Source organism: Sphingomicrobium sp., assembly GCA_036563485.1.
GTDB lineage: Bacteria > Pseudomonadota > Alphaproteobacteria > Sphingomonadales > Sphingomonadaceae > Sphingomicrobium.
In genome coordinates this window covers 678,934-691,255 of record DATCMI010000001.1, presented here as the reverse complement: position 1 = coordinate 691,255, position 12,322 = coordinate 678,934, and the positions used below count along the sequence as shown (strand labels likewise).

General features: G+C 65.8%; 14 protein-coding genes. 1 reads left to right on the top strand and 13 read right to left on the bottom strand.

What is annotated here, in order from left to right; translation table 11 throughout:
- From VIL42_03670 to VIL42_03620, 11 genes are all read right to left on the bottom strand, one after another.
- Nucleotides 1-723: a head GIN domain-containing protein gene (locus VIL42_03670; protein ID HEY8591946.1), complete on the bottom strand. Its 723-nt coding sequence runs from the start codon at nucleotides 721-723 to the stop codon at nucleotides 1-3.
- A gap of 65 nt (nucleotides 724-788) precedes the next feature.
- Nucleotides 789-2,189 carry a peptide MFS transporter gene (locus tag VIL42_03665; protein ID HEY8591945.1) on the bottom strand — a complete coding sequence of 467 codons (1,401 nt, stop codon included), beginning with the start codon at nucleotides 2,187-2,189 and terminating at the stop codon, nucleotides 789-791.
- Between the two features lie 90 nt (nucleotides 2,190-2,279).
- Entirely contained in the window at nucleotides 2,280-2,687 is a 408-nt protein-coding gene (locus tag VIL42_03660; GenBank protein HEY8591944.1) for a hypothetical protein, read from the bottom strand.
- 46 nt (nucleotides 2,688-2,733) lie between these two features.
- Complete coding sequence (locus VIL42_03655) at nucleotides 2,734-3,225, bottom strand: demethoxyubiquinone hydroxylase family protein (protein HEY8591943.1); 492 nt, start codon at nucleotides 3,223-3,225, stop codon at nucleotides 2,734-2,736.
- Nucleotides 3,226-3,266: 41 nt separating this feature from the next.
- A complete protein-coding gene (locus tag VIL42_03650) occupies nucleotides 3,267-3,791 on the bottom strand; it encodes a disulfide bond formation protein B (protein HEY8591942.1) in 525 nt (174 codons plus the stop codon).
- Nucleotides 3,792-3,798: 7 nt separating this feature from the next.
- Nucleotides 3,799-5,142 (bottom strand): S41 family peptidase, encoded by a 1,344-nt coding sequence (locus VIL42_03645; GenBank protein HEY8591941.1) that lies wholly within the window; start codon nucleotides 5,140-5,142, stop codon nucleotides 3,799-3,801.
- A gap of 47 nt (nucleotides 5,143-5,189) precedes the next feature.
- Entirely contained in the window at nucleotides 5,190-6,368 is a 1,179-nt protein-coding gene (locus VIL42_03640; protein HEY8591940.1) for a peptidoglycan DD-metalloendopeptidase family protein, read from the bottom strand.
- A 3-nt stretch (nucleotides 6,369-6,371) separates the two neighbouring features.
- Nucleotides 6,372-6,794, bottom strand: coding sequence for a 23S rRNA (pseudouridine(1915)-N(3))-methyltransferase RlmH (locus tag VIL42_03635; GenBank protein ID HEY8591939.1), 423 nt, complete (start codon nucleotides 6,792-6,794; stop codon nucleotides 6,372-6,374).
- A gap of 1 nt (nucleotide 6,795) precedes the next feature.
- Nucleotides 6,796-7,638: a serine hydrolase gene (locus VIL42_03630; GenBank protein ID HEY8591938.1), complete on the bottom strand. Its 843-nt coding sequence runs from the start codon at nucleotides 7,636-7,638 to the stop codon at nucleotides 6,796-6,798.
- A 5-nt stretch (nucleotides 7,639-7,643) separates the two neighbouring features.
- Nucleotides 7,644-7,967 (bottom strand): ribosome silencing factor, encoded by a 324-nt coding sequence (gene rsfS, locus VIL42_03625; GenBank protein HEY8591937.1) that lies wholly within the window; start codon nucleotides 7,965-7,967, stop codon nucleotides 7,644-7,646.
- A gap of 64 nt (nucleotides 7,968-8,031) precedes the next feature.
- Nucleotides 8,032-8,691 carry a nicotinate-nucleotide adenylyltransferase gene (locus VIL42_03620; protein HEY8591936.1) on the bottom strand — a complete coding sequence of 220 codons (660 nt, stop codon included), beginning with the start codon at nucleotides 8,689-8,691 and terminating at the stop codon, nucleotides 8,032-8,034.
- A 56-nt stretch (nucleotides 8,692-8,747) separates the two neighbouring features.
- Here VIL42_03620 and VIL42_03615 point away from each other — a divergent pair, with 56 nt between their 5' ends.
- On the top strand, nucleotides 8,748-9,806 hold the full coding sequence (locus VIL42_03615) for a DUF3667 domain-containing protein (protein ID HEY8591935.1): 1,059 nt from the start codon (nucleotides 8,748-8,750) through the stop codon (nucleotides 9,804-9,806).
- Here VIL42_03615 and VIL42_03610 read toward each other — a convergent pair.
- Both VIL42_03610 and ftsH read right to left on the bottom strand, forming a co-directional pair.
- A complete protein-coding gene (locus tag VIL42_03610; GenBank protein ID HEY8591934.1) occupies nucleotides 9,803-10,174 on the bottom strand; it encodes a hypothetical protein in 372 nt (123 codons plus the stop codon). The two genes, VIL42_03615 and VIL42_03610, sit on opposite strands and share 4 nt — an antisense overlap.
- 55 nt (nucleotides 10,175-10,229) lie before the next feature.
- Nucleotides 10,230-12,185, bottom strand: coding sequence for an ATP-dependent zinc metalloprotease FtsH (ftsH, locus tag VIL42_03605; GenBank protein HEY8591933.1), 1,956 nt, complete (start codon nucleotides 12,183-12,185; stop codon nucleotides 10,230-10,232).
- Between the last annotated feature and the right edge of the window lie 137 nt (nucleotides 12,186-12,322).

Here is a 12,322-nt window from a genome sequence, read left to right as displayed (position 1 = left end):
TTAAGAGCAGCGGACGTCGCCAGAGCCCGCCTTGCTGACCGAACATTTGGCGCCGCCGGACAGCTCGACGTCGCCCGACCCCATGATGCTGACGTCCGCGGTGCCGCTCGCATGCGCGCGGACGTCGCCGGAGCCCGCCACGGAGATGCTCGCCTCCTGAGTCTGGATGCCGCCGGCATCGACGTCGCCCGAACCGGCGATCTCGTACTTGGCGGAACGCGCCTTGCCCGACCCGGCCTTTACCGCCCCGGAGCCTGCGATCGACAGCTTCAGTTCCTGCACGTCGACGTTCTGCAGATCGAGGTCGCCGGAACCGGCAATCGCGCCTTCAAAACGCGCGCCCTGAATGCGATCGATCCTCAGGTCGCCCGAGCCGGCGATGCTCGCGGCGCTCAGCTGCGGCACCGTGACGGTGAAGCGGGCATGGCCGCGGATCGAGCGGCGGAACCAGCTGCTCTTCTTGTCGGGATGGATGACGAGGCGGTCGCCCTGAACTTCGACGATCGTATTCTCGAGGAGCTTTTCCGAGCCGGTGGCAGACACGCCCGGGTTGGCGCCGGTGCGAACCTCGACGTCATAGGAGCCGGCCACTTCGATTCGCTGGAAATTGCCGACATTATAGTTGCGCGACACGCTCGATCCGCCGTCTTCGGCGTGAACGCCGCTGCAGCCGGCGGCGGTGGCGAGGGCGGCGATCAGCACCGCGGCGTAGGACTTGCGCATTCGAGTCTCCTCCTTAGCGTATTATAGCGGCAATACACCCTCGATCGCAGCACTGCAAGAGGCGCTCAGCTCAGGGCCGCTGCCTGGTCCGCGGCCGTGCTCTCCATCCGCTTGCCGACGGCGATCTTGAAGATGACAAAGGCGATAAGGCCGAATGCGGCGCTGGCGACGTGGAGCAGCCAGAAGGTCGTCGTCGGCAGGCTCGAATAGAGACCGCCCACCCAGCCGACGATCGCGTTGGCGAGGAAGAAGGAGAGATAATAGAGGCCGATTACGGTCGCGGTGATCTGCCGCGGCGACACTTTCGAGAAGAGCGCCAGGCTGATCGGCAGGATGTGGGCGAAGCCGAGGCTGTTGAGGAAGTGGAACAGGAACGGCCAGAAGATACCGATCTTGCCGCCTTCGGGCTGCGTCAGCGCGGCCATGAACAGGCACATGCCGCCGGCCATGGTGAAGAGGCTGCCGATGATCATCTTGCTGACCTCGTCCGGCTCACGCCGGCGCGTTCCCCACCATTTCCAGAAGGCGGCGACGGCGACCAGCATCGAGAAGCTGAGCGTCGCATCCAGCGTGATCAGCCAGCTGCTCGGCAGCGTGGTGCCCATGAAGGTCAGGTTGAACTGCTGGTCGCCCCAGACGAGGTAGGCGTTGAAAATCTCCTGGTTGGTGAGCAGCGCGATGGCGAGCACCGGGATCAGCACCAGCAAGGTGGCGACGGAAATCCAGTCGTCGCGGCTCAGCGGATCGCGTGGGCGTTGCTCCCCGCGCACGGGTCGGCTTTCGCTCGGAAGGTGACGGCGCCCGACCATGTAGATGACGAGGCCGATCACCATCACCACACCGGCGCAGCCGAAGCCGTAGTGCCAGCCGACCTCCTGGCCAAGCGTGCCGGACACCAGCGGCGCTGCGATCACGCTGACGTTGATGAAGATGTAGAAGATCTGGAAGGCCATCGCGCGGCGAAGGTCGTTGGGCCCGTAGAGCGCGCCGACCTGCGTCGCGATATTGCCCTTGAAGGCGCCGACGCCGAGCAGCAGCGCCAGCAGTGCGAGAAGGAAGGCAGGCTCGATCGCCATGAGGAAGTGGCCGATCGCCATCAGCACGCCGCCGACGATCAGTGTCGCGTCGCGGCCCAGCCATTTGTCGGCAATGATCCCGCCCAGAATGGGCGTCGCGTAGACGAGCGCGGTGTAGGTCCCGAAGATGGCTGACGCGAGCGGCTGGCCCGAGAGCCCTGGATAGACATGGGCGTTCAGCCAATCGAGGCCGACGACATTTTCCATCCGCCCGGGGACGAGCAAATAGTTGACCATGTAGAGCACCAGCAGCGTCTGCATGGAATAATAAGAGAAGCGCTCGCACGCCTCGGCGAAGCCGAGGTAGCCCAGGCCCTTGGGGTGGCCAAGGAAGGCGCGGTCGTCGCGCTCCCCCTGTTCGAGATCCGGCGTAGCCTCAGCGATGCTCATGATTGACCTCCCCCGTGCCTGTCACGTCAGCGTAACAAGCCCGCGGAGCAGCGGAAGCGGCTTTCGACCAACCGCGATCACGCTACGCGCTTACTGTGGCGGCGGCGTGTCCGCGTCGGCTTGAGCGTTCCGCTCGTTGCGCGCCTGGTTGATCACCTGGGTCAGGCAGCCGGTGTGCCCGCCGGGTCCAACCGGTGAGCAGCTGTTGATGCCGGTGCGGCCGACGGTCTCGAGGCTCTTCGCGCGCTGCGCCCAGGACTGGCGCTCCTGATAGCTGCCGTTCGGACGATAGGCTTCGGGCATGCGGTAGCGGAACCGCTCGTCGAGGCGGCGGCAGACGACGATCTTGTCGTCGCTCGAGCGGGGGCAGGGGTCGGTGCCGAACACGACGATTTCCGCAATGCCGCGCTGGGCCTGCGCCTGCGCCGCGCCTTGCGGGAACGCAAGTCCGGCAGTGACCGCTGCTGCGGCGCCAAGGATGATTGCCAACCTCATCATTCTATCCTTCCAGACTCATCAGCGGACAACGGCCGCCGGTTGTTCCTCAAATCCGTTTCGAAAGGCCGATGGCGACCCTGCATCCGGCACGGATTGCCGCGGTCAACAGGGGATAGCCGACCGCCCCCGCCGCGCCGGCATCCCGCGCAGAGTCCCGGTGCTCGAGCTCGTCGGCCTGGAATTCGGCGATGTCGGCCGAAAGCTCAGCATCGTCCTCGCCCAGGTCGCGCAGCTGCTGCGCATAATGTTTATCGATCTCGGTCTCGACCGCCTCGGTGCAGGCGAGCGCCGCCTTTTCGCTCATCAGTGCCGTCACGGCCCCGAGCGCGTAGCCGGCCATGCTCCACAAAGGCTGAAGCGCGGTCGGACGGACGCGGCGCTCGGCAACGAGCTGGTCGAAGCGGCGCAGATGGCGCTGCTCCTGGGACGCCATGCGCGCGATCAGCTTGGCCTCACTGCAATTGGGCCGAAGTACGGCGAGCTGGCCGTCGTAGATACGCGTGGCGCCATATTCGCCGGCCTGGTCGACGCGGATCATCGATGCGCTGTTGGCGCGCCGGTCGCCGGGACGCCAGCCGCTCACGCGCGCCGCCCCCTGAGGCTCAAGATCAGGATCAGGGCCGCGCCGCCGAGCGACAGGATTGCGTTCCAGCCTGCCATGGAGATGCCGAGGAAGCTGAACTGCACTTGGTCGCAGCGGATCAGCGGCGCGTGCGTGATCTGCTTTAAGAGGTCCGCGGTGCTGCCGCCCTTTGCCGTCGCCGTGCACTGGGTGATGCCTTCGAAGATCTTCGCTTCGACACCGGCGTGATAGACCCCGATGGCGCCGGAAACCGCGATGGCGAGCGCTGCGAGGATTACCACGGTGCGGGAGCGCGATGAGGCTGCCGGCGCGGTGAACGAGAGCGCGGCGAGCAAGATCGCCGCGGCGTGCGGCCAGCGCTGCCAATAGCACATCTCGCAGGGGTGCAGGCCGCCCAGATATTGCGAGCCGAGCGCACCGCCAAGGAGGGCCAGCGGCAGCAGCAGCGCAACAAGCCGAGCCACCGACGCCGGCTGCCACGGCGCCCCGCCGCGAGACTGCAATGCGAGCGCCTCGCTCATTAGCTTCCTAGCGCGTCTTCTTCGTCGCGCCGGAGCCGCTCGCCGGGCTTACCGCGGCCATGCGCTTCAGCGTGCTGATCGCATAATGAAGCTGGAAGTCCTTGATGCCCTGCTTCTTCAGCTCTTCCGCGCTCACGGAGAAGCGCGGGTCCGGGCGATCGTCGGCTTCGAGCAGCTTGTCCTTCACCTGCGACTGGGCGAGCAGGTGGCGGCGAAGATCGGCCTCGCGGATGACCTTGCGGTCCTTGTAGTCCGGATCACTGAGCTGGGGGACGATGATGTCGGGTTCGATGCCGCCGGCCTGAACCGAGCGGCCCGACGGCGTGTAATAGCGGGCGGTCGTCAGGCGAAGCGCGGCATTCGGGCCGGTCTGGACAACGGTCTGCACCGATCCCTTGCCGAAGCTCGGCTCACCCATGATCAGCGCGCGGCGATGGTCCTGCAGGGCGCCGGCAACGATCTCAGACGCGGAAGCGGTGCCGGCGTCGGTGAGGACGATGACTGGAAGGCCGTGCGCGAGGTCGCCGGGACGGGCGTAATAACGTTCGATGTCGGTCTTCTCGCGGCCGCGCTGCGAGACGATCTCGCCGCTTGACAGGAAATCGTCGGCGACGTCGATCGCCTGGTCGAGCAGGCCGCCCGGGTTCGAACGGACATCGACGACATAGCCGATCGGCTTGCCGCCGGTCGCCTTGTCGATCGACAGCAGGGCCGAATGAACCTGCTCGCCGACGTTTCCGCTGAAGCTGTTGATATTGATGTAGCCGACGCCTTCCTTGACCTCCCACTTGACGGGGCGCAGCTCGATGCGCTCACGGACGATGGCGAGGTCGAGCGGCTTGTCGCGGCCCGGGCGAACGATCGTGATCTTCACCGACGTGCCCGGCGCGCCCTTCATCTTGGCGACGGCTTCGTCGAGGCTGAGGCCGTTCAGGAACTCGCCGTTGATGTGGGTGATGTAGTCGCCTGCCTTGACGCCGGCGCGATCCGCGGGCGTGTCCTCGGTCGGGGCGATCACCTTGACGACGCCGTCCTCCATCGAGACCGTAAGGCCGAGGCCGCCGTAATTGCCATCGGTGGTCGCCCGAAGCTGGTCGAACTCCGATCCCTCGGCAAAGCTCGAGTGGGGGTCGAGCGCGGCAAGCATGCCATCGATCGCGCCCTTGATCAGCGTCTTGTCGTCGACCTTCTCGACATAATTGGCCTTCACCCGCTCGTAGACGCTCATGAACTTCTCGAGCTCCTGGTAATTGGTCGTGTCCGCGGCAGCGAGAGAGCTGGCGGTCACGGGTACCAAGGCGAGCGCTCCGACGAGGGCGAGCGGGGGGAGAAGCTTGGAAGTCAGTTTCATGTGGTCGCGTCCCAGTTGCGCGGCGGCGTCATGCGGTTCTTCGGGCACTAGCTGCCTTTCCTATCCTTTGACAGACTTTGAGATGAACCTGCGATGAGGGCAGGAGAGACGAGCTGCCCATTGCGGGACAGTTGAAGCTCGAGCGGGCCGAGGGCGCGGCCAATGGAGGCGCCAGCCTCGACGCGCTCGCCGGCTTTGAGCGGCGAAGCAACATTGACGATCACGCTCAGCCAGCCGCCGCCATGGTCGATGATGAGAACGCCATCATAATCGCGAAACGGTCCGGAAAAGCGGACGATCCCTGCGCCGGGCGCGGACACCGCCGTTCCGCGCGCAGTCGCGAAGCTGACCCCGCGGGAGCGAACGCCACTCTCGTCGACGGCGCCGAGCCCCTGCACGACCGGTGCGGCGACCGGGAGCCGATAAGCGAATGGAGCGAAGGCGGAGGCAGCCGGCGATGCTGTCGGCCGCGGCGGCGCCGGCTGCTCCGCGGCAAGGAGCCGCGCGATCTGTGCCGCCTCTGCCCGACGCGTCGCCTCGCTCTTCAGGCGCGCGACCTGCTCGTCGGCTGAAATGGCGACGTCGCCGGCGCTTAGCGCCTGGCCCCCTGCCGCAATTGATCGATCGAATGCCTGACGCTCAAGCGCCGCAAAGCGCTGCCGGCGGCTGGCGAGTGCCTGACGGCTGCGGACCAGCTCGGCGCGGGCCGACAAAGCCGACACCTCCAGCCGCTCTCCCCGAGCCAGCTGGGCCGATAGCGCCTGCGTGCGCTGGCGGATCACCGGAAGGGTCGAATCCAGCAGCACGCCGACCCTTACCAGCTCATCGGCGCCGCCCTGGTCGGCCAAAGCGAGGAGAGGCGGACGGCGGGCCATCGTCGCCAGGCCAGCAAGCAGCGACGATATAGGCCGCTGCTCGGCGCTCAGCCGCTGGCGGTAAGCAGCCGCATGGGCGGCGGCGATCCGGTACTGGGCTTCGGCCGCGGTGATGCCCGCTTCCGCCGCGTCGAGCGCCTGTGCGGCAGCGGCCTGCTGCGCGCGCAACCGTCCGGCCTCGTCCTTCGCGGCTGCCGCCTGGCGTTCGAGGTTCGCGGCCTGGCGTTCGGCGGCGGCCTGCTCGGCGCGGGCGCGCGTGAGCGCGTCGTCGAGCGGCTCGGCCGCCTGCATCGCCGGAGCACTGGCGGCAAGCGGCGGGATCAGGAGCAGCGCGGCAAGAGCCAGCCTCATGCGCTAACCTTCGCGATGATACGGGTGGTTCGCAAGGATGGATGTCGCGCGGAACAGCTGTTCGGCAAGCATGGCGCGAACCAGCAGGTGCGGCCATGTCGCCGGACCGAAAGAGAGCAGCAGGTCGGCGTCGTTCCGGCCGTCGTCGCCGTGCCCGTCGGCGGCGCCGATCAGGAAGCGCGCTTCGCGCTTCCCGCTGTCGCGCCAGCGCTCCAGCTGCTTTGCGAGCTCCACGGATGAAAGCGCGTCGCCCCGCTCATCTAGCGCCACTGTGACGCTGTTGGCTGTAACTTCCGGCACTTTGCCGCCGCGGTCGGGCAGCTCGGTCAGCTTCGTCGGCCAGGCGATGCGCTTCAAATAACGGTCGACGAGCTCGGCTTCGGGCGAGCGCCCGATCTTCCCGCGCGCGACGATGTGCAGAAGCAAATTATTGCGTGGAGAGGGCTGCGGGCTGGAACGGCCAGGTCACCGCGGCCTTAAACCCGTCGTAGATCGCGCGGGCGCTTTCGGCGATCGTGCGCGGCCGGTCGGCGCCGCCGCGGGTGAAGATCGCGACCGCGACCCGCCGCCCGTCGGGCATGGTGATGAAGCCGACATCGCTGGCATAGCCGTTCAGCGTCCCAGTCTTGTGCTCGATCGGCACGCCCGGAAGCAGGCCCTTGATCCGGTTCTTGCCCGTCTCGCACTGGCCCATGATGTCGAGCAGGTAATTGCGGCTCTTGGGCGTGACCAGCTCCGCCTTGTAGATGCGCTTCAGGAGGTCGACCATTGCCGTCGGCGTCGCGGAGTCGCGGCGGTCCCACAAGTCGCGCTTGGCGGCGAGCAGCTGAGCGATGTTGCGGTCGACGCGAACGCCCCGCACGCCATTGTCCTTGAGCCACTGGTCGAGCTTCGCCGGCCCGCCGAGGTCGGCCATCAGGATGTCCGTCGCGCGATTGTCGCTGTGCACCAGCATCCGCCGCATCAGCGAACGCGCCGACACGCCATTGATGGTTTCATCGAGCGAGCGGCGGCCGTGATCGACCTGCGCGAGGTAGAGGGCGGCGACGGCGACCTTGACGGTGCTTGCCATCGGGAAGGGGGAATTGCCTTTGACGCTGATCATCTCGCCGCTGTTGAGGTCGAGCGCGGCGATGCCGACGTCCGCCGACTTGCCGGAGACGAAATATCTGAGCTGCTGTTCAACGCTGACCAGCGTCGGCGACGTGGCCGCAGCAACAGGTTGCGCGACCAGCGCCAGAAGCGAGATCAGGACTGCAATGAACCGCATGTGCTTTACCCCCGGGCAGCGCTCACGTTTGCATCATCGCCGAACGCCCACATTCGCTCCAAATTGTAAAAACTTCTTACTTCGGGCCGGAACAAGTGGACGATCACGTCGTCCGCATCGATCAGCACCCAGTCTGCCGTCTGAAGCCCTTCGATCCGAACGCTTTTCCCAAATCGCTCTTTTATCTTTTCAGCAAGCTTAACGGCCATCGACGCGACCTGCCGGGTCGAGCGGCCCGAGGCGACTACCATATGGTCGGCGATGTTCGACTTTCCGGCGAGCGGGATCGACACGACCTCCTGCGCCTGGTCGTCGTCGAGCGATTGCATCACGAGCTTGTGGAGGTCTTCGACGTCGAATGGAGCATGGCCCGCATCAGCGGCGGCGGCTGTCTCAGCTGGACGTTCGGTCAAGGGGTCTCCTGGGTGACATTGGGGAACCGAAACGAGACGAACGCACGGAAGGCGCTTTCGTTCGACGGTGCCAGTTGGGATCGTGCGCGCGGATGGCGGTCGCGGAGGTCGGGTCGGGGGGCAGGCGAAGGAAAATGATCGCCGGTGCACTCCACTTCGTCCACTTCGCCGCCTGGCCGCGCGGGTGAACGAACCGCCTCAGCCAACCCATCGCGCGCGCCGCGTGGGCAGCCGAATCATAACCGGGCCGGCGAATCACCGCAATCGGCAGTTCTGATGCTAACCCCCTCCAATCACGCCATTTGTGAAAATTTGGCAGGGTGTCGCTTCCAAGCAACCAGATGAAGCGGTGCTCGGGGTGACGCCGCTTCAGCCGACGCACCGTGTCGATCGTATAACGGGTCCCTTCGCGCCGCTCGAAATCGCTCGCGCGGATGCGGGCCCCGCGCGCCATTGCCTCAGCCGAGGCGAGCCGCGCCTCATAAGGGGCCATGTCCCTCGCGCCTTCCTTCAGCGGGTTGCCCGGCGAGACCAGCCACCACACCTCGTCGAGGCTAAGCGCGCGCATCGCTTCGAGGCTGATCCGCCGGTGCCCTCGATGGGCAGGATTGAAGGAGCCGCCGAGAAGCCCGATCCGCATGCCTAGCCGCTAGCATGCGCCGCCAACGCCGCCTAATGTCGCGCTGCATGGGGGAAATGGACGCAGTCGGCGATGTCGTGGCAGGCGGGATGCTTGCACGGGCGGTGGAGCCAAAGGCCGGCGAGGCTGCCGACGGGCACACGCACGAAGGCAATTGCCTGAACTGCGGCGCGGAGCTGACCGGCCCTTACTGCCGCTGCTGCGGGCAGCAGGCGCATGTTCATCGGACGCTCGGCGCCTTCTTTCACGACCTGCTCCACGGCGTGTTCCATTTCGAAGGGAAGATCTGGCGCACCCTGCCGATGCTCGCGTGGCGGCCAGGAGAGCTGACGCGGCGCTACATCTCGGGCGAGCGGGCGCGTTTCGTGTCGCCGGTCGCGCTGTTCCTGTTCACCGTCTTCCTGATGTTCGCCGTCTATTCGTTCGCCGGGCCGAATATGAAGCCGGACGGCCTAGACGATCCGCGCGGCGACGTCGCCGGGGCGCTTCAGGAGCAGCGGCGGGAACTGACGACACTGCAGGAATCGCGAACGCGCGCCCAACGTGGCTCCAACCCGCAATCCATCGCCAAGATCGACGAGCAGATCCGGGAAACGCAGGAGGGGATCAAGGCCCTCGAAAAGTTCGAAGCGCTAGAGCAGGGAAACACCAGCCAGATCGTCAACGGCAAGACCGGCTGGAAAGCCCTCGACGAGAAGCTGAAGAAGTTCAACGCGAACCCGCAGCTCGCCTTCTACAAGATTCAGAGCAACGCCTATAAATTCTCATGGGCGCTGATCCCGATCTCGGTCCCGTTCGTCTGGCTGCTGTTCCTTCACCGCCGCCGCTACCGGCAATATGGCGCCTACGACCACACGGTATTCGTCACCTACTCGATCACCTTCGTCAGCATCTGGCTTGTGGTGCTTGCCCTGACGACCTTGATCCCGGGGCTCGGCTGGTTCCGCAAGCTGATGCTCTTCATCCCGCCGATCCACATGTACCGGCAGCTTCGCGGCGCTTATGAGCTTGGCCGGTTCAGCGCGATCTGGCGGACGGCAGTGCTTTCGTTCTTCGCGCTGGTGGCAATCGTCCTGTTCCTGCTGCTGCTCGTGGCACTAGGGATCATGGCCTAGCAGGGATATTTGCGGGCCAGGATGCGGTTCACCGCTTCGGTCATGTCGATCCGCGCCCGCTCGGCCTTGGGGATCGCCGACAGCCTCGTCATGAACTCGTTGTCGTCCATCTTGCCCTTGCCGGCCGGCGGGCAGAAGCGCGGCTTCTCTCCGGCCGCAAGTGCTGCGCGGCGGGCTTGAGCAGCGCGTTTGCCCGCGGCTTGCCCTTCCGCCATCAGCTTTTTGACTTCACCCATCGAGAACAGGGCCAGGGCGCCCTTCTTCTGAAGGGCGGTCGCGCGCTGATGAAAAGCCTCGGCATTCATTGACTGCGCCCAAGCTGACGCGGGCGCGGCGATCAGCAGTGCCGCGATCAGAAACTTACGCATACTCGGCTATCCTCCCGTGAAGTGCGACGGGAGCCTAGCGAGGCTGAACGGAAAGTTAAGCGCCGGCCGGTGCTGCCCCGCCGATCGCTCCCGCGCCGGGACGCTTGGACTTCGGGATCGACGAGCCGGCGGCCGGGATCGACGGACCTTTGGCGCCGCCGCGGTCGATCGTCTCGCCTTCGAGCACGCGCTTGATCTCGTCGCCGGACAGCGTCTCATATTCGAGCAATGCACGAGCGAGTGCTTCCAGCTCTTCGCGGTTCTCGGTGAGCAGAGACTGCGCGCGCGTGTAGCCGCCTTCGACAATCTTGCGGATCTCATTGTCGATCGCTTGAGCCGTTTCGTTCGACATCTGCCGCTGGCGGTTCATCGAATAGCCGAGGAACACCTCTTCATCAGGCTCGGCATATTGAAGCGGGCCGAGCGCATCCGACATGCCCCAGCGCGTTACCATGTCGCGGGCGAGCTGGGTCGCGTACTGGATGTCGGACGAGGCGCCCGACGAGACCTTGTTGTAGCCGAAAATCATTTCCTCGGCGACGCGGCCGCCCATGGCAACGGCGAGGTTCGCGTACATCTTGTCGCGGTGATAGCTGTAGCTGTCGCGTTCCGGCAGGCGCATGACCATGCCGAGCGCGCGGCCGCGCGGGATGATGGTCGCCTTGTGGATCGGGTCCGAGGCAGGCTCGTGAAGCGCGACGATGGCATGACCGGCCTCGTGATAGGCGGTCATGCGCTTTTCGTCTTCGGTCATGACCATGGACTTGCGCTCGGTCCCCATCAGCACCTTGTCCTTGGCCTCCTCGAACTCCTGCATGGCGACCAGGCGCTTGCCCTTGCGCGCCGCAAGCAGCGCCGCCTCGTTCACGAGGTTGGCGAGGTCCGCGCCGGAGAAGCCCGGCGTGCCGCGGGCGATCACGCGCGCGTCGACGTCGGGGGCGAGCGGCACCTTCTTCATGTGCACTTCGAGGATCTTCTCGCGGCCGTCGATGTCCGGGCGCGGAACCACGACCTGGCGGTCGAAACGGCCAGGACGCAACAGCGCGGGGTCGAGCACGTCGGGCCGGTTAGTCGCGGCGACGATGATGATGCCTTCGTTCGCCTCGAAGCCGTCCATCTCGACAAGCAGCTGGTTGAGGGTCTGCTCGCGCTCGTCATTGCCGTTGCCGAGCCCGGCGCCGCGATGACGGCCGACGGCATCGATCTCGTCGATGAAGACGATGCACGGCGCAGACTTCTTGGCCTGGTCGAACATGTCACGGACGCGGCTGGCGCCGACGCCGACGAACATTTCGACGAAGTCGGAGCCGGAGATGGTGAAGAAGGGAACGCCGGCCTCACCCGCAATGGCGCGGGCGAGCAACGTCTTGCCGGTCCCCGGAGGGCCGACGAGCAGCGCGCCCTTGGGGATCTTGCCACCGAGCCGCGCGAACTTGCCCGGGTCCTTCAGATATTCGACGATTTCCTGAAGCTCTTCACGAGCCTCGTCGATGCCGGCCACATCCTGAAAGGTCACGCGGCCGTGCTTCTCGGTCAGCATGCGGGCGCGGCTCTTGCCGAAGCCCATGGCGCCCGACCCGGCATTCTTCTGCATCTGGCGCATCACGAAGAAGCTGATGCCGAGGATCAGCAGGAAGGGCAGCGAATTGTAGAGCATGTAGAGCCAGATGCTCGAGCTCTCCTCCGCCTTCACCTGCACCGCGACGCCCTTCTGGACGAGCTTGTCGGAGACGCTCGCATCGCCCGGGGCGACAGTGTTGAACACTTCGCCGCTGTCGAGCTTGCCGGTGATGGCGCTGTTGCCGCTGGCGCCCGTCGCGATCGTGACCGACCGGACATTGCCGTTGTCGACCTGGCGGACGAAGTCGGAATAAGGGATCGCCTGGCCCGTCGAGGCGCGGGAGCCGCCGTCGACCATTTGCACGAAGAGAACGAGGCCGAACAGGATGCCTGCCCAGATCAGCAGGCTCTTCGTCCACGGGTTGCCGGGTTTCTTCTCTTTGTCGTTCATCCGCTCGTCTCTCGTGCGCACAGCGCGCTTGCGTCTAAAATAGGCGCGTGCCGCTTAATAACAATGCGGCCTTAGGGTGGAGTGAACGGCGATTGCGCGGCGCGGTGCTTTTCGGGCAAGCCTGCGCTCCCTGCGGC

What these genes read in the sequence shown, in the direction of transcription:
- VIL42_03650 (HEY8591942.1), bottom strand. Translation starts at nt 3,791, where the DNA reads ATGAGCGAGGCGCTCGCATTGCAGTCTCGCGGCGGGGCGCCGTGGCAG.
- VIL42_03655 (HEY8591943.1), bottom strand. Translation starts at nt 3,225, where the DNA reads ATGATCCGCGTCGACCAGGCCGGCGAATATGGCGCCACGCGTATCTAC.
- VIL42_03640 (HEY8591940.1), bottom strand. Translation starts at nt 6,368, where the DNA reads ATGAGGCTGGCTCTTGCCGCGCTGCTCCTGATCCCGCCGCTTGCCGCC.
- VIL42_03645 (HEY8591941.1), bottom strand. Translation starts at nt 5,142, where the DNA reads ATGAAACTGACTTCCAAGCTTCTCCCCCCGCTCGCCCTCGTCGGAGCG.
- ftsH (HEY8591933.1), bottom strand. Translation starts at nt 12,185, where the DNA reads ATGAACGACAAAGAGAAGAAACCCGGCAACCCGTGGACGAAGAGCCTG.
- VIL42_03660 (HEY8591944.1), bottom strand. Translation starts at nt 2,687, where the DNA reads ATGATGAGGTTGGCAATCATCCTTGGCGCCGCAGCAGCGGTCACTGCC.
- VIL42_03620 (HEY8591936.1), bottom strand. Translation starts at nt 8,691, where the DNA reads ATGCGGATCGGGCTTCTCGGCGGCTCCTTCAATCCTGCCCATCGAGGG.
- rsfS (HEY8591937.1), bottom strand. Translation starts at nt 7,967, where the DNA reads ATGCAATCGCTCGACGACGACCAGGCGCAGGAGGTCGTGTCGATCCCG.
- VIL42_03615 (HEY8591935.1), top strand. Translation starts at nt 8,748, where the DNA reads ATGGACGCAGTCGGCGATGTCGTGGCAGGCGGGATGCTTGCACGGGCG.
- VIL42_03670 (HEY8591946.1), bottom strand. Translation starts at nt 723, where the DNA reads ATGCGCAAGTCCTACGCCGCGGTGCTGATCGCCGCCCTCGCCACCGCC.
- VIL42_03630 (HEY8591938.1), bottom strand. Translation starts at nt 7,638, where the DNA reads ATGCGGTTCATTGCAGTCCTGATCTCGCTTCTGGCGCTGGTCGCGCAA.
- VIL42_03610 (HEY8591934.1), bottom strand. Translation starts at nt 10,174, where the DNA reads ATGCGTAAGTTTCTGATCGCGGCACTGCTGATCGCCGCGCCCGCGTCA.
- VIL42_03665 (HEY8591945.1), bottom strand. Translation starts at nt 2,189, where the DNA reads ATGAGCATCGCTGAGGCTACGCCGGATCTCGAACAGGGGGAGCGCGAC.